Annotated in this window: 21 protein-coding genes; 20 read left to right on the forward strand and 1 reads right to left on the reverse strand. The window is 69.3% G+C overall.

Translation table 11 applies throughout. The annotated features are described in order from the left end of the window. Positions 1-56: 56 nt before the first annotated feature. The 8 genes from ACQEU1_RS29310 (at position 57) to ACQEU1_RS29345 (ending at position 5,353) form a co-directional block, all read left to right on the forward strand. The gene (locus tag ACQEU1_RS29310) at positions 57-488 is read left to right on the forward strand and encodes a DUF3592 domain-containing protein (RefSeq protein ID WP_433208496.1); all 432 of its coding nucleotides are present in this window, start codon (positions 57-59) and stop codon (positions 486-488) included. A gap of 9 nt (positions 489-497) precedes the next feature. Continuing rightward, on the forward strand, positions 498-1,439 hold the full coding sequence (gene paaA, locus ACQEU1_RS29315) for a 1,2-phenylacetyl-CoA epoxidase subunit PaaA (RefSeq protein ID WP_433208499.1): 942 nt from the start codon (positions 498-500) through the stop codon (positions 1,437-1,439). Then, the gene (gene paaB, locus ACQEU1_RS29320; RefSeq protein WP_285645464.1) at positions 1,436-1,720 is read left to right on the forward strand and encodes a 1,2-phenylacetyl-CoA epoxidase subunit PaaB; all 285 of its coding nucleotides are present in this window, start codon (positions 1,436-1,438) and stop codon (positions 1,718-1,720) included. The genes paaA and paaB overlap by 4 nt, the downstream gene beginning before the upstream one ends. Continuing rightward, on the forward strand, positions 1,717-2,601 hold the full coding sequence (gene paaC / locus ACQEU1_RS29325) for a 1,2-phenylacetyl-CoA epoxidase subunit PaaC (RefSeq protein ID WP_433208502.1): 885 nt from the start codon (positions 1,717-1,719) through the stop codon (positions 2,599-2,601). The genes paaB and paaC overlap by 4 nt, the downstream gene beginning before the upstream one ends. Next, positions 2,598-3,089, forward strand: a complete 492-nt coding sequence (gene paaD / locus ACQEU1_RS29330; protein ID WP_433208505.1) for a 1,2-phenylacetyl-CoA epoxidase subunit PaaD — start codon at positions 2,598-2,600, stop codon at positions 3,087-3,089. Before paaC ends, paaD begins: the two co-directional genes overlap by 4 nt. A 1-nt stretch (position 3,090) precedes the next feature. Continuing rightward, on the forward strand, positions 3,091-4,131 hold the full coding sequence (gene paaE / locus ACQEU1_RS29335; protein ID WP_433208508.1) for a 1,2-phenylacetyl-CoA epoxidase subunit PaaE: 1,041 nt from the start codon (positions 3,091-3,093) through the stop codon (positions 4,129-4,131). A 126-nt stretch (positions 4,132-4,257) separates the two neighbouring features. Beyond that, positions 4,258-4,614, forward strand: coding sequence for a hypothetical protein (locus ACQEU1_RS29340; protein WP_433208511.1), 357 nt, complete (start codon positions 4,258-4,260; stop codon positions 4,612-4,614). Positions 4,615-4,732: 118 nt separating this feature from the next. Further along, positions 4,733-5,353 carry a hypothetical protein gene (locus ACQEU1_RS29345; protein ID WP_433208514.1) on the forward strand — a complete coding sequence of 207 codons (621 nt, stop codon included), beginning with the start codon at positions 4,733-4,735 and terminating at the stop codon, positions 5,351-5,353. Here the strand turns inward: ACQEU1_RS29345 and ACQEU1_RS29350 are convergent. Further along, entirely contained in the window at positions 5,338-6,168 is an 831-nt protein-coding gene (locus ACQEU1_RS29350) for an inositol monophosphatase family protein (protein WP_433208517.1), read from the reverse strand. The two genes, ACQEU1_RS29345 and ACQEU1_RS29350, sit on opposite strands and share 16 nt — an antisense overlap. 144 nt (positions 6,169-6,312) lie before the next feature. Here ACQEU1_RS29350 and ACQEU1_RS29355 point away from each other — a divergent pair, with 144 nt between their 5' ends. The 12 genes from ACQEU1_RS29355 to nuoH all read left to right on the forward strand — a co-directional run bounded on the left by ACQEU1_RS29355 (position 6,313) and on the right by nuoH (position 20,016). Beyond that, positions 6,313-7,386 carry a glycosyltransferase family 4 protein gene (locus ACQEU1_RS29355; RefSeq protein WP_433208520.1) on the forward strand — a complete coding sequence of 358 codons (1,074 nt, stop codon included), beginning with the start codon at positions 6,313-6,315 and terminating at the stop codon, positions 7,384-7,386. Further along, complete coding sequence (locus ACQEU1_RS29360) at positions 7,383-8,480, forward strand: glycosyltransferase (RefSeq protein WP_433208523.1); 1,098 nt, start codon at positions 7,383-7,385, stop codon at positions 8,478-8,480. The genes ACQEU1_RS29355 and ACQEU1_RS29360 overlap by 4 nt, the downstream gene beginning before the upstream one ends. Positions 8,481-8,515: 35 nt before the next feature. After that, on the forward strand, positions 8,516-9,217 hold the full coding sequence (locus tag ACQEU1_RS29365; RefSeq protein WP_433208526.1) for a demethylmenaquinone methyltransferase: 702 nt from the start codon (positions 8,516-8,518) through the stop codon (positions 9,215-9,217). A 427-nt stretch (positions 9,218-9,644) separates the two neighbouring features. Next, positions 9,645-10,910 (forward strand): geranylgeranyl reductase family protein, encoded by a 1,266-nt coding sequence (locus ACQEU1_RS29370; protein WP_433208529.1) that lies wholly within the window; start codon positions 9,645-9,647, stop codon positions 10,908-10,910. Between the two features lie 265 nt (positions 10,911-11,175). After that, on the forward strand, positions 11,176-11,541 hold the full coding sequence (locus tag ACQEU1_RS29375) for an NADH-quinone oxidoreductase subunit A (protein ID WP_030478224.1): 366 nt from the start codon (positions 11,176-11,178) through the stop codon (positions 11,539-11,541). A gap of 7 nt (positions 11,542-11,548) precedes the next feature. Continuing rightward, positions 11,549-12,100 (forward strand): NuoB/complex I 20 kDa subunit family protein, encoded by a 552-nt coding sequence (locus ACQEU1_RS29380; protein ID WP_090013186.1) that lies wholly within the window; start codon positions 11,549-11,551, stop codon positions 12,098-12,100. Then, on the forward strand, positions 12,097-12,846 hold the full coding sequence (locus ACQEU1_RS29385; protein ID WP_433208534.1) for an NADH-quinone oxidoreductase subunit C: 750 nt from the start codon (positions 12,097-12,099) through the stop codon (positions 12,844-12,846). The genes ACQEU1_RS29380 and ACQEU1_RS29385 overlap by 4 nt, the downstream gene beginning before the upstream one ends. Beyond that, positions 12,843-14,243 (forward strand): NADH-quinone oxidoreductase subunit D, encoded by a 1,401-nt coding sequence (locus ACQEU1_RS29390; protein WP_433208537.1) that lies wholly within the window; start codon positions 12,843-12,845, stop codon positions 14,241-14,243. The genes ACQEU1_RS29385 and ACQEU1_RS29390 overlap by 4 nt, the downstream gene beginning before the upstream one ends. Further along, positions 14,240-14,959, forward strand: a complete 720-nt coding sequence (gene nuoE / locus ACQEU1_RS29395; protein WP_433208540.1) for an NADH-quinone oxidoreductase subunit NuoE — start codon at positions 14,240-14,242, stop codon at positions 14,957-14,959. Before ACQEU1_RS29390 ends, nuoE begins: the two co-directional genes overlap by 4 nt. Positions 14,960-14,969: 10 nt before the next feature. Then, positions 14,970-16,250, forward strand: coding sequence for an NADH-quinone oxidoreductase subunit NuoF (gene nuoF / locus ACQEU1_RS29400; RefSeq protein WP_382441725.1), 1,281 nt, complete (start codon positions 14,970-14,972; stop codon positions 16,248-16,250). After that, positions 16,247-18,697, forward strand: coding sequence for an NADH-quinone oxidoreductase subunit G (locus ACQEU1_RS29405; RefSeq protein ID WP_433208543.1), 2,451 nt, complete (start codon positions 16,247-16,249; stop codon positions 18,695-18,697). Before nuoF ends, ACQEU1_RS29405 begins: the two co-directional genes overlap by 4 nt. Continuing rightward, on the forward strand, positions 18,694-20,016 hold the full coding sequence (gene nuoH, locus ACQEU1_RS29410) for an NADH-quinone oxidoreductase subunit NuoH (protein ID WP_433208546.1): 1,323 nt from the start codon (positions 18,694-18,696) through the stop codon (positions 20,014-20,016). The genes ACQEU1_RS29405 and nuoH overlap by 4 nt, the downstream gene beginning before the upstream one ends. Positions 20,017-20,018: the final 2 nt, after the last annotated feature.

Consider the following 20,018-nt stretch of genomic DNA (forward strand, 5'->3'; position numbering starts at 1 on the left):
CCTGAAAGCGCGGCATCCGCCCGGCTCTAGACTTCTCAGTTGTGGTGGAGGACGCAGTGACCAAGACGCCCCGCGGTGTACGCGTCCGCCGTGCGGTCTGCAGAGCGTTGTTCGTCGTCGGTGGCGTGATCACGCTCGTGTGCGTGCTTTTGCCCATCGCGTGCTGGCGGGACGACATGGCCATCGAGAAGTCGATGGGGCAGGCGGTGGCGCAGGTCGACTCCGTCGCCTTCAACCGCACGGTTGTGCGCTACGCCACACCGGACGGGCGCGTGATCATCCCGTCTCAAGGCGTGCTCTACCCGGCCGGGCTCAACGTCGGGGACAACGTGAGGGTCGAGTACGACCAGACGAACCCCGAACTCGTGCGCGTCGCCGGACGCACGGCCGTGCTGAGCTTGCTTCCCGTCGGAACTTTCCTCGTGTCCGTCTGGATCGTCATCGCCGCCGTTGTGACAGTTATACGCAGATTCGGCACTCGGGTGTAACATCGGGGCATGGCGGATGACCTGGAGCTGCGCTTCGAGCGCACCGTGCAGTCCGAAGCGCGCATCGAGCCGCGCGACTGGATGCCCGACGGCTACCGCAAGACCCTGATCAGGCAGATCGCCCAGCACGCGCACTCCGAGATCATCGGGATGCAGCCGGAGGGCAACTGGATCAGCCGCGCGCCCTCACTGCGGCGCAAGGCGATCCTGCTGGCGAAGGTGCAGGACGAGGCGGGCCACGGGCTGTACCTGTACTCGGCGACCGAGACGCTCGGCGCCGACCGCGAGGACCTGACGACCAAGCTCATCGAGGGCCGCCAGAAGTACTCCTCGATCTTCAACTACCCGACGCTCACGTTCGCCGACGTCGGCGTGATCGGCTGGCTGGTCGACGGCGCCGCGATCTGCAACCAGGTGCCGCTCTGCCGCACGTCGTACGGGCCGTACGCGCGCGCCATGATCCGCATCTGCAAGGAAGAGTCGTTCCACCAGCGGCAGGGCTACGAGCTGCTGATGACGATGATGCGCGGCACGCAGCAGCAGAAGGACATGGTCCAGGACTCGGTGAACCGCTGGTGGTGGCCGGCGCTGATGATGTTCGGCCCGCCGGACGCCGAGTCGACCAACACCGAGCAGTCCATGGCGTGGCGGATCAAGCGCGACACCAACGACGAGCTGCGGCAGAAGTTCGTGAACATGAGCATGCCGCAGGCCGAGGCGCTCGGCGTGACGTTCCCGGACCCCGAGATCAAGTGGAACTCCGAACGCGGCGAGTACGACTTCGGCCAGCCGGACTGGGACGAGTTCTGGCAGGTCGTCAAGGGTGGCGGCGTCTGCAACGAGCAGCGCATCGCCCACCGCCGCAAGGCGCACGAGGACGGCGCGTGGGTCCGCGAGGCCGCGGCCGCGCACGCCGCCAAGAACGCCGTTCGTGAGGAAGGTGCCGCGTGAGCACGTCTTGGCCGCTGTGGGAAGTGTTCGTGCGGGGCAAGCGCGGCCTGAACCACGTGCACGTCGGTTCGCTGCACGCCCCGGACGCCGAGATGGCGCTGCGCAACGCCCGTGACGTCTACACGCGCCGCAACGAGGGCGTGTCGATCTGGGTCGTGCCCGCCACGTCGATCACCGCGTCGTCGCCGGACGAGAAGGACCCGTTCTTCGCGCCGGCGGGCGACAAGGTCTACCGGCACCCGACGTTCTACGCGATTCCCGAGGACGTGCCGCACCTATGAGCTTCGACAACGCGTACGAGTCGTTGCTGGGCGGAGAGGACGCGCACTGGGCGTTCGGAACGGGCTTCTCGGAGGCCCTGTCCGGCGTCGACCGCGAGTTCCCGGCCGGTGTCGACCGCGAAGCCCTCGCCGCGTACTGCCTGATGCTCGGCGACGACGCGCTGATCTGCTCGCAGCGCCTCGCGGAGTGGTGCTCGCGCGCCCCCGAGCTGGAAGAGGACATCGCGCTCGCCAACATCGCCCTGGACCTGCTCGGCCAGGCCCGGATGCTGCTGACCCGCGCCGGCGAGGTGCTCGGCCGCGACGAGGACGCGCTCGCGTACCTGCGCGACGAACGCGAGTTCCGCAACGTGCACCTGGCCGAGATCGACTGCGGCCCTGGGCCTGGCGGCGACTTCGCGACGACCATCGCGCGTCTGCTGGTGTTCTCGTCGTGGCGCCTGGCCCTGTTCTCCCGTTTGCGCGGCTCGGCGGACCCCGTTCTGAAGGCCATCGCCGAGAAGGGCCTCAAGGAGCTCGCGTACCACCGCGACCACGCGGCCCAATGGACCGTTCGCCTCGGCGACGGCACCGACGAGTCGCACCGCCGCATGCAGGCGGGGCTGGAGCGCGTGTGGCCGTTCGTGGACGAGCTTTTCGCGACGCACGCGGTCGAGACCACCCTGGCCGGCGTCGCCGTGGACCCGGCATCGCTGCGGTCCGAAGTGGACGGTGTGCTGGAGGCTGTTCTCTCGGCTGCCGGCCTGACGCGTCCGACGGACACTCGTGCGGCGCGCGTCGCCGGCATGGCGGGCCGCGACGGCGTGCACACCGAGGCCATGGGCTACCTGCTGGCCGAGATGCAGCACCTGCACCGTTCGCTGCCGGGAGCGGTCTGGTGACGACGGCACTGGAGGTCGCGTCGGCCGTGCGGGACCCGGAGCTCCCGGTCCTCACGCTCGCCGACCTCGGCGTGCTGCGCGAAGTGTCCGAGACCGACGGACGCGTCGTCGTCACCATCACCCCGACCTACTCGGGCTGCCCCGCGATCGACGAGATGGGTGCTGACCTGCGCCGTTCTCTCGTCTCCGCAGGCTACGAGGACGTCGAGGTGCGGCTGTCGCTGTCCCCGGCCTGGACCACGGACTGGATCAGCGACGAGGGCCGTTCGAAGCTGGCGGAGGCAGGCATCGCACCGCCGTCCCGCATCGGCCCGGTGGCCGCGGGCCCGGTCCCGCTGAACCTCGTGCCACCGTCCCGCCAGGTCACGTGCCCGCAGTGCGGCTCCCCGAACACCTCGGAGATCTCGCGCTTCGGCTCGACCGCGTGCAAGGCCCTGCGCCGCTGCCACGCCTGCGCCGAACCGTTCGAGCACGTCAAGGAGATCTGAGTTGTCGCGCCGAGCCGCCTTCCACAAGCTCACCGTCGCGAGCGTCGACCGCCTCTGCGACGACGCCGTGGCCGTCACCTTCGACATCCCAGCCGACCTCACCGACGACTTCGCGTTCACCGCGGGCCAGTACCTGACGCTGCGCCAGGGCGACGAACGCCGCTCGTACTCGATCTGCGCCCCCGCAGGCGCAGCCCCGCGCATCGGCGTCCGCCGGGTCGACGGCGGCCAGTTCTCGACGTGGCTGGTGGACCGGGTCGTCCCCGGTGACGTGCTGGAGGTCCTGCCACCCCTGGGCAAGTTCACGCCGACCGGCACCGGAACCCACCACGGCCTGGTCGTCGCGGGCTCCGGCATCACCCCGGCCCTGTCGATCGCCGCCACGGTCCTCGCCACCGGCGCCCGCGTGACCCTGATGTACGGCAACCGCAGCACCAACACGGTGATGTTCGCCGACGAACTGGCCGACCTCAAAGACCGCTACCCGGCCACGTTCCAGCTGATCCACGTCCTGTCCCGCGAACCGAGGGACGTCGAACTCTTCACCGGCCGCCTCACCGCCGAGAAGCTGACCGCGCTGTTCGGGTCAGTGGTCCCGTTCGACGCCATCGACGAATGGTGGCTGTGCGGCCCCTACGAGATGGTCCAGGACGCCACCGCCGTGCTGCGCGACCGAGGCGTACCCACCGAACGCGTCCACCACGAGCTCTTCTACGTGGACGAGCCCCCACCCCCACCGCGCCGCGCGGAAGCCGTGATCGAGGCGGCCGCCTCCGTGACGGTCGTGCTGGACGGCAAGTCGACCACGCTGCCGTTGCCGGCCGACGAACCGATCCTGGACGCGGCCCAGCGGGTGCGCGCCGACCTGCCGTTCGCCTGCAAGGGCGGGGTGTGCGGGACGTGCCGGGCGCTGGTCACCGAGGGCACCGTGGAGATGAGGCGCAACTACGCGCTGGACGCTTCCGAGGTGGAGGCGGGCTTCGTGCTCACCTGCCAGGCGCTGCCGACCAGCGAGTGCGTGACGGTCGACTTCGACGCCTGATCGGTCCGGACCGCGTTGCGTCGGCTGGTGAGGTCTGGTCAGCGTCGCGTTCATTTCAAGAAGGAGAGCGACTCACGAAGGCGCGAACTCGTCTCGCGGCTGCGTGAGATGGGTCTACGAGCGGCTGTGTGGACCGTTCGGGACTCGGACGACATCCGTGCTCGTCGACTCTGCCTGGCCGCTGCCGCGACCTGGCTCCAGGAACTCGGGGTCACGCGCCTCGCGATCGAAAGCTGTGCCCACCAGGACACGCGTGACAGGCAAACGCTCGCGGCCGTGCTGGAGAAGGTCGACGGTCCGTTCACCTACGAGCACCTGCGACCGGCAGAGGACCCGGTGCTGTGGGCGAGTGATGCCCTCGCGTGGTGCTTCGGGGCGGGAGGTGACTGGCGGCAACGAATCCAGCCGATGCTCGACGCGGTGGTGCGGCTCGACCAGTGTCCAGAAAGCGCGAAACCCGGCAACCGACCGTCCGGACGGTGAACCGGGTCCACTTCCGGCTCCTACTGGAACCGACAAGAAGAACATTAGCACAGATAGAAAGCAGGCCGAGATCTCAGACGCCCCACGAACGGCTGGTGAACGTGGCACCATCGACCGCATGGTCGTCGTCCGTTCAGCTGTCTGGGGTGCCCTGATCGGCACCCTGCTCATGGGCGTCCTCGTCACGGTCGTGGACGTCACGACCCCCAGCGACAAACCGACGTCGGCCTTCATCACCTTCATCGCGATCGCGTTCACCTCCGCCCTGTTCGGCGGCATTCCGGGCGCGGTCCTCGGCACGGTCGTGGGCGCCATCCGCAAGTCGGCCCAGCGCCCCCGCTACACGCCGCCCCAGCCGGTGCACCCGCCGTTCCCGCAGCAGCCCTACGACATGTGGTCCGACCTGGTCGAGCGGTGCGCGGAGTCCACGCGCAGGGTCGCCGCGGCCGTGCAGACCGTGCCGAACTCGCCCGCCAAGGACTGGCTCCAGCGGATCAGCGAGAAGCTGGCGACGGAGCTGGACGACGTGCGCGGCATCGCGCAGCTCGGCAGGGCGCTCGGTGCGGTGGACCGCCAGCACCCCGTCTACCAGCGGTTGCTCCAGGCCACGCACGACTTCCACGCGTTCGAGAACGAGGTCGGGCGGGTGGCGCTGCAGATGTTCGACCACCCCGAGCTCGATGAGGCGCGCACGCACCTCGAAGTGCTGGAGAAGCAGCTTCCTCAGCTGTCGACCTGAAGCGCCGACTGCCACCACGACAGCACCTCGTCGGCGACGTCCGGGGCGGCGACCAGCAGGCCGTCGACGGGCAGCGACGCACCCGCGCCGCGTCTGTCCAGCACGACCGCACCCGACTCCACGGCCAGCGACACGGCACCGGCGACGTCCCACTCGTGGTAGCCGTGCAGCACGGCGGCAGCGACGTGGCCGAGAGCGACCTGCGCTACTGCCAAGCACTTCGAGCCGAGTACGCGCACGCCCGTGCCTGCTATCGCAGCTGTGGAGATGAACTCGCCCATGCCGGGCCATGGGCCCGTGCGGGTCATCTCGGTGCACACGACCAGAGAGTCGCCTTGGCGTTCGGTCAGACGCACGGGCGTGCCGTTCGCACGCATGCCACGGCCACGTGCGGCGGCGTAGATCTGGGAGCGGTACGGGTCGGCGACGACGCCGACCACCGGACCCCAGCGGTCCACCAGGGCGAGGCTGTAGGCGCACCAGGGCATGCCGGCGGTGTAGTTCGCGGTGCCGTCGACGGGATCGACGACCCAGCGGTACTCGGACTCACCGGGGACGGCGTCCGAGTTCTCGCAGAACACCGGGATCGTGGGGAACTCGGCGGTGAGCACGCGGCGGGTGTGGCGTTCCAGGGTGCGGTCGGTGTCGGTGACCCAGTCGAACGGTGACTCGTCGGAGTCGGGACGCACGCCGCGGCCGGCGGTGGCCATGATGACGTCCGAAGCGTCGTTCGCCAGGCGACCGGCCACTTCCAGCGCGATGGACACCAGGCCGGGGTCTACCGGGTGCGCGGGACGGGACGACAAGACGGTCATGCTGGCCTAGTTTCACCGCGTCGAGTGACCGGGAACCTAAGCGAAGATGACGAATCGACGATCACCTGGCCACGACGTGAGGTGTTCTGTCCACGTCAAATCACGCGTCACGCGGACTTCATACGAGCACCTCAAGGTGTGCTTGTGCGCGTAGCTATCGTGACCGAGAGCTTCCTGCCCCAGGTGAACGGAGTCACCAACTCGGTGCTCCGGGTTCTGGAGCACCTGCGCCGCAACGGACATCAGGCGATGGTCGTTGCGCCGGGCGCGGGTGCCGACGAGCACCACGGCACGCCCGTCGTCAGAGTCCCCTCCGTCGACGTGCCGTTGGTGACGAGTCTTCCCATCGGCGTGCCGGGTCCGAGAGTGCTGCACGCCCTCGCGGACTTCCAGCCGGACGTCGTGCACCTCGCGTCGCCGTTCGTCCTCGGCGCCTACGGGCTCAGAGCCGCACGCAAGATCGACGTGCCTACCGTCGCCGTCTACCAGACCGACGTGGCGGGCTTCGCCGGCAACTACGGCCTCGGCCTCACCAAGCGTGCCGCGTGGCGGTGGACCAAGCGCCTGCACACGCTGGCGGACCGCACGCTCGCGCCGTCCAGCTCGGCGGTGGAGGCGCTGGAGCAGCACGGCGTCCCGCGCGTGCACCGCTGGGGCAGGGGCGTCGACATCGACCTCTTCCACCCGCGGCCGCGGCAGAACGACGAGCTGACCATCGGCTACGTCGGCCGCCTGGCGCCGGAGAAGCAGGTCCACCGGCTCAAGGAGCTGCACGACCTGCCCGGCGTGAAGCTGCGCATCGTCGGCGACGGGCCGGACCGCGAGCAGCTCGAGAAGGACATGCCGAACGCCGAGTTCCTCGGCTTCCGCACCGGCCAGGAGCTGGCGGAGGCCTACGCCTCCCTGGACGTCTTCATCCACACGGGCCCGCACGAGACGTTCTGCCAGGCCGTCCAGGAGGCCCTGGCCACCGGGCTGCCGGTGCTCGCGCCGAACGCGGGCGGCCCGCGCGACCTCGTCCGCCACGGCCGCACCGGCTACCTCTTCGAAGAGGACATCACCCAGTACGTGGACCTGCTGCGCGACCCGCTGCTGCGCAAGCGCTTCGGCCTGGCCGCCCGCAAGTCCGTCCTGACCAGGACGTGGCCTGCCATCTGCGACCAGCTGATGGGCCACTACGCTGCGGTGATCGGACTAACGCACCAGGCGGCCGCTTGAGGATCGTTCAGCTCGCCAACTTCTACGGGCCCAAGTCGGGCGGACTCCGCACGGCACTGCACCACCTCGGCACCGGGTACGCCCAACTGGGCCACGAGGTGGTCCTGGTCGTGCCCGGCCCCCGCCACGCCGACGAGCAACTCGCCGGCGGCGTGAGGCGGATCACCCTGCCCGCGTTGAAGATCCCGTACACCGGCGGCTACCGCGTGGTCGACCCGTGGCGCGTCAAGGCGTTGCTGGAAGGCCTGAAGCCGGACCGCCTGGAGGTCTCCGACCGGCTCACGCTGCGAGGCATGGGCGCCTGGGCCACCGAGCGGGACATCCCGAACATCGTCATCTCCCACGAACGCCTCGACCGCCTGCTCCGCTTCGTGCTGCCGGAGACCCCGGCCGAACGCGGTGCCGACTGGGCGAACCGCCGCATGGCCGCCTCGTACGACACGGTCGTCTGCACGACCGGGTTCGCCCGCGAGGAGTTCGACCGGATCGGCGCCACGAACGTCGCCCAGGTCCCGCTCGGCGTCGACCTGACCACGTTCACGCCCACCCGCCACTCGGCGGACCTCCGCAGGGACCTCTTGCAGGGCGAGGAGAACCTGCTGATCCACTGCGGCCGCCTGTCCCCGGAGAAGCACGTCGAACGCTCCGTCGACACGCTCGCCGAACTGCACGAGCAGGGCCACTCCGCCCGGCTCGTGATCGCGGGCGACGGCCCCAGGCGAGCGTTCCTGGAGAAGCGCGCGGCAGGCCTCCCCGTCACCTTCCTGGGCTTCGTGAAGTCCCGCCTGGACGTGGCCGACCTGCTCGCGTCCGCCGACCTCTCCCTGGCGCCGGGCCCGCACGAGACGTTCGGCCTGGCCGCCCTGGAGGCCCTGGCCAGCGGCACCCCGGTGGTCGTCAGCCAGAGCAGCGCCCTGAAGGAGATCGTCCAGCCCTCCTGCGGCGCCGCAGTCCAGGACCACGCGGGAGCCTTCGCCTTGGCGGCCCAGACCCTCCTGCGCACGGGCTCGCGCGAGGCGGCCCGCGCCAGAGCCGAGCAGTACCCCTGGCACGCGGCGGTGGGCGGCATGCTCACCGCGCTGAAGGTGCCCTGAAGAAGATCTCAGCACCCCTGACCTACTCTCATGGCATGTCGCGAGCCGGCCTGGACAAGAACCCCCGCGAAGTAGCCGAGATGTTCGACGGCGTGGCCAAGGGCTACGACCGCACGAACTCGGTCATGACGCTGGGCTTCGACCGCCGCTGGCGGGAGTGGAGCCGCAGGGTCCTCGACGCCCGCCCCGGCGAGAAGGTCCTCGACCTCGCCGCGGGCACCGCCGTCTCCACCGTCGAGTACGCGGCCTCGGGCGCCTGGTGCGTGGCGGCGGACTTCTCCGTCGGCATGCTCGCCTCCGGTGCCCACCGCCGAGTCCCCAAGGTCGCCGCCGACGCCCTGCGCCTCCCGTTCAAGGACGACTCCTTCGACGCGGTCACGGTGTCCTTCGGCATCCGCAACTTCAACGACACGGTCGCCGCCCTGACGGAGATGGCCCGCGTCACCAAGCCGGGCGGCCGCATGGTCATCTGCGAGGTCTCGACCCCGGTCTGGAAGCCGTTCCGCTTCGTCTACATGCGCTACCTGCTCAAGCTCCTGCCGCTGATCGCGAAGTTCGTCTCGTCGAACCCGGTCGCGTACTCCTACCTGGCGGAGTCGATGGCGTCGTGGCCGAACCAGCGGGCGCTGGGCGAGCTCATCTCGCAGGCGGGCTGGGAGGACGTGGCCTGGTTCAACCTGACCGGCGGCATGGTCGCCCTGCACCGGGCGACGAAGCCGAAGCCGGCCGCCGAGTAGGCAGGCTCACGCTGGGGCCCCTCGAAGCCAGCTCCCGCGTGCCCCAACGTACCGAGCGGGTCTGACAGTCCTGCTCAACGGCGGTCGTCGACGCAGGCCGGCCACGCACGCAGGCCAGGCGCACGCACCCGACCGGATAGCCGACGATGCACGCCGGCCACCTACGAGTCCTGGCGTGGCGAAGCGGAGCGAGCTCGAACGGGCTGATGCCCGGCTGGTCAGCGGTAGGCCCCAATCGCCATCCCCCCGCGTCCGTCGAGACCCGCGCGAGCACCCTCGCAACCGCAGCCCAGCCCCAGGAACGCGACCCGCCCCGCTGGAACCGCAACGCACCCACGGAACCTGAACCCGACCCCAGCGCCCAGAACCCTCAGCAACGTCCGGTTAGGCTCGGTGACGGAGTCACGGCACACGTTAGGGAGTCTGGATGAGCAGGCGCGGGATCAACGAGGACGCCGACGTCATCGTCGTAGGCGCGGGACCGGCGGGCTCAACCGCGGCGACCTACCTCGCCAGGGCAGGCCTGGACGTCCTGCTCCTCGAGAAGAGCACCTTCCCCAGGGAGAAGGTCTGCGGCGACGGCCTGACCCCCCGAGGCGTCAAGCAGCTCATCGACCTCGGCATCGACACCCGCGAGAGCGCCGGCTGGCTGCACAACAAGGGCCTGCGCGTGGTCGGCGGCGGCGTCACGATGGAGCTGGACTGGCCTGACCTGGCCACGTTCCCGAACTACGGCGTGGTCCGTCCCCGGATGGACTTCGACGAGATGCTGGCCAACGCGGCGAAGGCGGCCGGCGCCCGCATGCACGAGCACACCACCGTCACCAAGGCCATCATCGAGAACGGCCGGGTCGTCGGCGTCGAGGCCAAGCAGGGACCGGAGAAGAACCCGGTCACCTACCGCGCGCCGATCGTCGTCGGCTGCGACGGCGTGTCCGCGCGGCTCGCCCTGAGCGTCGGTCTGCAGAAGGACGACGCCAAGCCCATGGGCGTGGCGGTGCGGCGCTACTACGAGAGCCCGCGCTCGAAGGACGACTACCTCGAGAGCCACCTCGAGCTGTGGGCCCCGGACGGCAAGCTGCTGCCGGGCTACGGCTGGATCTTCGGCATGGGCGACGGCACGGTGAACGTCGGCCTGGGCATCCTGAGCACGTCGAAGGCCTACGGCACCACGGACTACCGCCAGCTGCTCAGGTCCTGGCTCGACGCGACGCCCGAGGAGTGGGGCTTCCGCGAGGAGAACGCGACGAGCCGCATCGGTGGCGCCGCGCTCCCCATGGGCCTCAACCGCAAGCCGCACTACCGGGCAGGCCTCGTGCTCGTCGGCGACGCCGGCGGCATGGTCAACCCGTTCAACGGCGAGGGCATCGGCTACGCCATGGAGTCGGCCAAGATCGCGTCCGAGTCCATCGTCCAGGCGCTCGCGCGGACCGGCGTCAACCGTGAACGAGCGCTCCACGGCTACCCGGTGCGGATCGAGGAGGCGCTCGGCAGTTACTACCGTTTGGGCAACGTCTTCTCGAAGCTCATCGGTAACCCGGCGATCATGCGGACCGCAACGAAGTACGGAATGCCGCGGAAACGCCTGATGAAACTCGTGCTCAAGCTGCTGGCGGGCCTCTACGACCCCAAGGACGGCGACGCAATGGACAAGCTGATCGTGGCCGCCACGAAGCTCGCGCCCAGCGCGTAAATTACTCCGAATAGGTGACGGCACCGGCTCAATACGAGCCGGTGCCGTTTCGCATGTGTCGGGCAAGTTAAAGCCCCAGGTCAGACCCTGTGATCTAGGTCATTTACAGGCGTTCTACACTGGCGAGCGACCTTGTGAATCACTTCACAACAGTCTGAAGAAGCTTGTGAACTGTTTCACAAGCGTTTGTTAGGTTCGCCTAACAAACGAGTCGGAGAACAACACCCTTAGGGTGCGGTCGACCGCGAGGAAAGGACGACGGAGCGTGCTTGACCCTTACCTCCCCCTCGTATTGATGTTCGCGCTTGCCGGGGCGTTCGCGCTGTTCTCGGTGACCGCAGCGCCGTACATCGGACCCCGCCGCTACAACAAGGCGAAGCTCGACGCGTACGAGTGCGGCATCGAGCCGAGCCCGCAGCCGGTCGTGGGTGGTGGGCGCATGCCCGTCGCCTACTACCTGACGGCGATGCTGTTCATCTTGTTCGACATCGAAATGGTCTTCCTCTACCCGTTCGCCGTAGCGGCCGACAAGCTCGGCCTGTTCGGGCTGGTGGAGATCGTCCTGTTCGTCGCCACGGTCGGCTTCGCGTACGTCTACGTGTGGCGTCGCGGCGGCCTCGACTGGAACTGAGGAAGTCATGGGTCTCGAGGAGAAGCTCCCGAACGGCATCCTGCTGGTCAGCGTCGAGAAGCTGGTCAACTGGACCCGCAAGTCCTCGCTCTGGCCTGCCACCTTCGGCCTGGCCTGCTGCGCCATCGAGATGATGACGACGGGTGGTCCGCGCTACGACCTGGCCCGCTTCGGCATGGAGGTCTTCCGGGCCTCACCGCGCCAGGCGGACCTGATGATCGTGGCCGGCCGCGTCACCAACAAGATGGCCCCGGTGCTGCGGCAGATCTACGACCAGATGCCCGAGCCGCGCTGGGTGCTGGCCATGGGCGTGTGCGCCAGCACCGGCGGCATGTTCAACAACTACGCGGTGGTGCAGGGCGTCGACCACGTCGTGCCCGTCGACATGTACCTGCCGGGCTGCCCGCCGCGGCCGGAGATGCTGATGGACGCGATCCTCAAGATCCACGCCAAGATCATGGACGAGCCGCTGGGCGCCGTGCGCGCCAAGGCACTCGCCGACTCGGGCTACCGCACCGATCTCATCCCGTCGTCCGAGCGTTTTGCGAGGAAGAAGTGACCGAGCCAGGGGGAGAGCACTCCAGCGTCAACCGCGCGGGAGAAGACCTCGAGAAGACCAACCCGACAGAGGCGAAGGCCAAGGCGCCGATCCTCGCGGGCAAGGAGCGCAAGGGCCTCTTCGGCGTCACCGGCTCCGGCGACACGTCCGGCTTCGGTGGCCTGCGCCTGCCCGCCCACGTCGCCGCGCCCGCCGAGCGCCCGTACGGCGGCTGGTTCGACGAGGTCGCGGACGAGCTGTTCGCCTCGATCAGCGAGAAGGGCCTGCCCGCCGACACGGTGCAGCAGGTCACGGTCGACCGCGGCGAGATCACCTTCTACCTCAAGCCGGAGACGCTGCTGGAGGTCGCGCGCATCTGCCGCGACACCCCGTCGCTGCGCTTCGAGCTGTGCAGCTCGGTGTCCGGTGTGGACTACGGCGCCGGCGTGGCGCAGCGCCTGCACTCGGTCACCCACCTCACGTCGATGACGTACCGCCGCCGCATCCGGCTGGAGGTCGCGGTCGACGTCGAGCACCCGCACGTGCCGAGCCTCGTCGAGGTCTACCCGACCTCGGACTGGCAGGAGCGCGAGACCTGGGACATGTTCGGGATCGTCTACGACGGTCACCCCGGACTGACCCGCATCCTCATGCCGGACGACTGGGACGGCCACCCGCAGCGCAAGGACTACCCGCTGGGCGGCATTCCGGTCGAGTACAAGGGCGCGGAGATTCCTCCGCCGGACCAGAGGCGGTCGTACTCATGACCGAGCGGCTTTCGGACGTCACCACCGGGACGAACACCAGCTCGACCGGCAGCGACAGCACGGACGACGTCAACACCCGCACCAGCGTCGACGCCGAGATCGCGGAGTCGCGCAGGACCACCGAGGGCACCGTCTACACGGTGACCGGTGGCGACTGGGACGAGGTGCTCGCGGACGCGGTCCACGACGAGCGCATCGTCATGAACCTCGGCCCGCAGCACCCCTCGACGCACGGCGTGCTGCGCCTGGTCCTGGAGCTCGAGGGCGAGACGGTCACGCACGCCCGCAGCGTCATCGGCTACCTGCACACCGGCATCGAGAAGAACGTCGAGTACCGGAACTGGGTGCAGGGCGTCACGTTCGTGACGCGCACGGACTACCTCGCGCCGCTGCACCACGAGGCCGCGTACTGCATGAGCGTCGAGAAGCTCCTCGGCGTCACGGTGCCGGACAAGGCGCAGGCGATCCGCGTGCTCCTCATGGAGCTCAACCGGATCAGCTCGCACCTCGTCGCGCTCGCCACCGGCGGCATGGAGCTCGGCGCCCTCACCGGCATGACCTCCGGCTTCCGCGAGCGCGAGGAAGCGCTGCACCTGCTGGAGCACCTCACCGGCCTGCGGATGAACCACGCGTTCATCCGTCCCGGCGGTCTCGCGCAGGACCTCCCGACGGACGCGGTCGAGAAGATCAACGCGTTCGTCAAGGTCATGGAGAAGCGGCTCCCGGACTACGACAAGCTGCTCACCGGCCAGCCGATCTGGCGCAACCGCCTCGCGGGCGTGGGCTACCTGCCCGTCGACGCGTGCCTCGCGCTCGGCATCACCGGCCCGATCCTGCGTTCCGCCGGCCTCGGCTGGGACCTGCGCAAGGTCGAGCCGTACTGCGGCTACGAGAACTACAACTTCGACGTTCCCACCTCGAACGCGGCGGACTGCTTCGCGCGGTACCTGCTGCGCCTCGAGGAGATGCACCAGTCGCTGAAGATCATCAAGCAGGTCGTGAAGAGCCTGCCGACCGGTCCGGTGATGGTCGAGGACGCGAAGATCGCGTGGCCCGCGCAGCTCACGATCGGCAGCGACGGCATGGGCAACTCGCTCGAGCACGTCCGCAAGATCATGGGCCAGTCCATGGAGTCCCTGATCCACCACTTCAAGCTGGTGACCGAGGGCTTCAAGGTTCCGGCAGGCCAGGTCTACGTGCCGGTCGAGTCGCCGCGCGGCGAGCTCGGCTACCACGTCGTCTCCGACGGCGGCACCAGGCCGATGCGCGTGCACCTGCGCGAACCGAGCTTCGTGAACCTCCAGTCGATGCCCGCGATGTGCGAGGGCGGCATGGTCGCCGACGTGATCGCCGCCGTCGCCTCGATCGACCCGGTGATGGGTGGTTGCGACCGATGACTCAGGCAGCTGAGAACACCACGTTCGACCAGTCCACTGTGGACAGGGCGCAGGCGATCATCGCCCGCTACCCGCAGTCCCGCAGCGCGCTGCTCCCGATGCTGCACCTCGTGCAGTCCGTCGAGGGGTACGTCTCGCAGGAGGGCATCCGGTTCTGCGCCGGGCAGCTCGACCTGAGCGAGGCCGAGGTCAGCGCGGTCGCGACGTTCTACACGATGTACAAGCGCCGTCCCTGCGGTGAGCACCTGGTCAGCGTGTGCACCAACACGCTGTGCGCGGCGCTCGGCGGCGACGCGATCTACCAGACCCTCAAGGACCACCTCGGCGTGGGCCACGAGGAGACCGCGGGCGAGCCGGGCACGCCGGGCTCGATCACCCTGGAGCACGCCGAGTGCCTCGCCGCGTGCGACCTCGGCCCCGTTCTCCAGGTGAACTACGAGTTCTACGACAACCAGACGTCCGAGAAGGCGCTGGGACTCGTGAAGGCGTTGCAGTCGGGGGAGAAGCCCGCCCCGACGCGCGGCGCGCCGCTCACCGACTTCAAGCAGGCCGAGCTCCAGCTCGCCGGGTTCTTCGAGGGTCGCGACGCCGACCTCGACGGCCCGTCGGCGGCGCCGGAGACGCTGGCCGGTGCGCAGATCGCCAAGGACCGAGGCTGGGACGCGCCCGCGATGCCGTCGAACGCCGAATTCCCTGCCCTGCCGGAAAAGAAGTAGGGGATCACCAATGGTTGACCCGCTGACTCCCGTTCTCACCAAGCGCTGGACCGAGCCCAGGTCCTGGACCATCGAGACCTACGAGCGCACCGGTGGCTACACCGCCCTGCCCAAGGCGCTGAAGGCCCACCCGGACCAGCTCATCCAGCAGTGCAAGGACTCCGGGCTGCGCGGCCGCGGCGGCGCGGGGTTCCCCACCGGCATGAAGTGGGGCTTCATCCCGCAGGGCGACGGCAAGCCGCACTACCTCGTCATCAACGCCGACGAGGGCGAGCCGGGCACCTGCAAGGACATCCCCACCATGATGGCGGACCCGCACTCGCTGATCGAGGGCGTGATCATCACGTCGTACGCGATCCGCGCGAACTTCGCGGCGATCTACGTCCGCGGCGAGGTCCTGCACTGCATCCGCCGCCTCAACGCGGCGGTGCGCGAGGCGTACGCCAAGGGGTACCTGGGCAAGGACATCCTCGGCAGCGGGTTCGACCTGGACGTCGTGATCCACGCCGGCGCCGGCGCGTACATCTGCGGTGAGGAGACCGCGCTGCTCGACTCGCTGGAGGGCCGCCGCGGCCAGCCGCGGCTCAAGCCGCCGTTCCCCGCGACCTCGGGCCTCTACGCGTCGCCCACTGTCGTGAACAACGTCGAGACCATCGCCTCGGTTCCCTTCATCGTCAACGGTGGCGCGGACTGGTTCCGCGAGATGGGTCGCGACCGGTCGCCCGGTCCGAAGATCTACTCGCTGTCCGGTCACGTCGAGCGCCCCGGCCAGTACGAGGCGCCGATGGGCACCACGCTCCGGCAGCTGCTGGAGATGGCCGGTGGCATGAAGGACGGCATCCCGATCAAGTTCTGGACGCCGGGTGGCTCGTCCACCCCGCTGTTCACCGCGGAGCACCTCGACGTGCCGCTGGACTTCGAGGGCGCCGCCGAGGCCGGTTCGATGCTGGGCACCACCGCCCTGCAGATCTTCAACGAGACCGTGTCCGTGCCGTGGGCCGTCATGAAGTGGACGGAGTTCTACAAGCACGAGTCGTGCGGCAAGTGCACGCCGTGCCGCGAGGGCACGTACTGGCTCGTGCAGATCCTGCAGCGGATGGTCGCGGGCAACGGCACGGCGAGCGACATCGACACGTTGCTCGACGTCTGCGACAACATCCTCGGCCGTTCCTTCTGCGCGCTGGGTGACGGTGCCGTCAGCCCGATCACCAGTGGCATCAAGTACTTCAAGGACGAGTTCCTGGCCCTCTGCGACCAGAACTCCAAGGTCCTGGCTGGAGCGAACGCATGACCATCGCCCCTGACAAGAACAGCACCGACGACGTCGTCGTGCCCGAGGGTCACGTCAAGCTCGTCATCGACGGCGAGACCGTCGTCGCGCCCAAGGGCGAGCTGCTGATCCGCACGGCCGAGCGCCTCGGCACGGTCATCCCGCGCTTCTGCGACCACCCGCTGCTGGAGCCCGCGGGCGCCTGCCGCCAGTGCCTCGTCGAGGTCGAGATGGGCGGCCGGCCGATGCCGAAGCCGCAGGCCTCCTGCACGATGACGGTCGCGGACGGCATGGTCGTGAAGACCCAGCTGACCTCGCCGGTCGCCGACAAGGCCCAGCAGGGTGTGATGGAGCTGCTGCTCATCAACCACCCGCTGGACTGCCCGATCTGCGACAAGGGCGGTGAGTGCCCGCTGCAGAACCAGGCGATCGCCCACGGCCGCAGCGACTCCCGCTTCCACGAGCACAAGCGGACGTTCCCGAAGCCGATCAACATCTCCACGCAGGTGCTGCTCGACCGCGAACGCTGCGTGCTCTGCCAGCGCTGCACGCGGTTCTCCGCGCAGATCGCCGGCGACCCGTTCATCGAGCTGCTCGAACGCGGTGCGCACCAGCAGATCGGCATCGCCGAGGAGAAGCCCTTCCAGAGCTACTTCTCGGGCAACACCATCCAGATCTGCCCGGTCGGCGCGCTGACGTCGGCGGCCTACCGCTTCCGCGCCCGGCCGTTCGACCTCGTGTCGACGCCGAGCGTCTGCGAGCACTGCTCCTCCGGCTGCGCCGAGCGCACCGACTACCGGCGGGGCAAGGTGCAGCGCAAGCTCGCCGGCGACGACCCGCAGGTCAACGAGGAGTGGATCTGCGACAAGGGCCGCTTCGCCTTCCGCTACGCCACGACCGGCGACCGCATCAAGCGGCCGCTCGTCCGCGACGCGGAGAGCGGCGAGCTGCGCGAGGCGTCGTGGACCGAGGCGCTGCAGGTCGCGTCCGCGGGTCTGGCGGCGGCACGGGACGCGCACGGCGTCGGCGTGCTGACCGGTGGCCGGCTGACCGTCGAGGACGCCTACGCGTACTCGAAGTTCGCCCGGATCGCGTTGAACACCAACGACATCGACTTCCGCGCCCGGCCGCACAGCGCCGAGGAGCTGGAGTTCCTGTCCGGCACCACGGTGTTCACGAACCCGGACAACGGCGTCACCTTCCAGGGCATCGAAGCCGCGCCGGCCGCGCTGCTGGTCGCGTTCGAGCCTGAAGAAGAGGCGCCGATCGTCTTCCTGCGCCTGCGCAAGGCCGCCCGCACCGGCCGGACGAAGGTCTTCCACCTCGGCCAGTTCACGACCCCGGCCGTGGAGAAGACGTTCGGCACGCTGCTCGCCTGCGTGCCCGGTGCCGAGGCGAACGCGATCAACGCCCTGCCGGAGCACGCTTCCGACGTCGTGGAGCTGCTCGGCAAGCCCGGCGCGGTGATCCTGGTCGGCGAACGCGCCGCCGTGATCCCCGGCGCGTTCACCGCGGTCGCCCGGCTCGCGGAGCGCACCGGCGCCAAGGTCGCGTGGATTCCCCGCCGTGCCGGTGAGCGCGGCGCGCTCGCGGTCGGTGCCACGCCGAACCTGCTGCCCGGAGGCCGCCACGTCAGCAACGCCACCGCGCGCACCGAGGTCGAGCGCACCTGGGGCGTTGAGGAGGGCTCGCTGCCCGCGACGCCCGGCCGTGACACCACGGGCATCCTCGAGGCCGCCGCGAACGGCGAGCTGTCCGGCCTGCTGGTCGGCGGCGTCGACCCGTTCGACCTGCCGGACCCGCGGCTCGCGGAGAAGGCGTTGGCGGGAGCCGGTTTCGTCGTCAGCCTGGAGATGCGGCCGAGCGCGGTCACCGCGTACGCCGACGTCGTGCTCCCGATCGCCCCGGCGGTCGAGAAGGCGGGCAGCTTCCTCAACTGGGAGGGCCGCCGCCGCGAGTTCGGCCTGACGCTCGAAGGCACCGGCGCGCTGCCGGACTGCCGCGTGCTCGACACCCTCGCGGTGGAGATGGACGCGGACCTGTTCACGCAGACGCCCGCCGCCTCGGCCGCCGACCTGGCCCGGCTCGGCGAGGGCGCCGTCACCGGCTCCTCGCTGAACGTCGCCGCGCCACTGGCCTCCCCGGCCGGACCCGGCAAGGCCGTCCTCGCCACCTGGCACCGCCTGATCGGCAACGGCTCGCTGCAGGTCGACGAGCCGCACCTGGCCGGCACGGCCCGCCCGGTCGTCGCGAAGATCGCCGAGGCCACCGCGGAGCAGTTCGGCCTGACCTCGGGCGGGTACGTGACGGTCTCCACCGACCGCGGCGCGATCACGCTCCCGGTCGAGACCGACGACCTGCCCGAGGGCGTCATCTGGCTGCCCACCAACTCGGGTGACGTGACCGTCCGCGCCACCCTCGGCGCGGGCCACGGCTCGATCGTCTCCGTCAGCGGAGGAAAGTCATGATCCAGAAGGTTCTCGCCGCGGACAACGGCAAGACCGCCGAGCTGCTCGCGGACGACCCGATCTGGCTGGTGCTGGTCAAGGTCGTCGCGATCTTCGCGTTCCTCGTGGTCATGACCCTGTTCATGATCAACTGGGAGCGCAAGGTCGTCGCGCGCATGCAGCACCGCCCCGGCCCCAACCGGGTCGGCCCGAACGGCTGGCTCCAGTCGCTCGCGGACGGTCTGAAGCTCGCGTTCAAGGAGGACATCCGCCCGGTCCTCGCGGACAAGTGGGTGTTCTTCCTCGCCCCGGTGATCTCCTGCATCCCCGCGTTCCTCGCGTTCTCGGTGATCCCGCTCGCGGGTGAGGTCAACCTGTTCGGCGAGCAGACCGCGCTGCAGCTCGTCGACCTCCCGGTCGGCGTGCTCGTGGTGCTCGCCTGCTCCTCGATCGGCGTCTACGGCATCGTGCTGTCCGGCTGGGCCTCCGGCTCGCCGTACCCGCTGCTCGGCGCGCTGCGGTCGGCCGCCCAGGTCATCTCGTACGAGATCGCGATGGGCCTGTCGATCGTCGCGGTGATCATGTTCACCGGCTCGATGTCGACCGGTGACATCGTCGGCGCGCAGGCGACCACGGTGCTCGGGTTCGCACCCGGCTGGTTCGGCCTCCTGCTGTTCCCCAGCTTCGCGATCTACGTCGTGGCCATGGTCGGTGAGACCAACCGCGCCCCGTTCGACCTCCCCGAGGCCGAGTCGGAGCTCGTCGGTGGCTTCCACACGGAGTACAGCTCGCTGAAGTTCGCGCTGTTCTTCCTCGCCGAGTACGTGAACATGGTGACGGTGTCGGCGCTCGCGACGACGCTCTTCCTCGGTGGCTACCACGCCCCGTGGAGCGGCGACTTCATGAACACCGGCTGGTGGGGCCTGCTCTGGTTCATCATCAAGACGCTGGCCTTCCTGTTCCTCTTCATCTGGCTGCGCGGCACCCTGCCCCGCATGCGCTACGACCAGTTCATGCGCCTGGGCTGGAAGGTGCTGGTCCCGACCAGCCTCGTCTGGATCATGGCCGTCGCGGTCATCCGCACCGGTGCGATCCAGCAGCTCTCCACGGCGCAGCGGCTCATCGCGCTCGGCGTCATCGTCGGGCTCGTGCTGCTGGTCTCGTTCCTGCTGCCGGACAAGAAGGTCCAGGACACCAAGGGCGTTCCGCTCGCGGGTTCGGGCTTCCCCGTCCCGCCGCTCGACCTCGCGGTCCCCAAGTCAGCGCCCAAGCGCAAGGTCAAGGTCGCCACCATTCCCCAGGAAACGGCTGCCGTCACCACCGGTAAGGAGGCTGAGTAGGG

The sequence above is a fragment of the Lentzea sp. CA-135723 genome (genome assembly GCF_050936595.1).
Classification (GTDB): Bacteria; Actinomycetota; Actinomycetes; order Mycobacteriales; family Pseudonocardiaceae; genus Lentzea.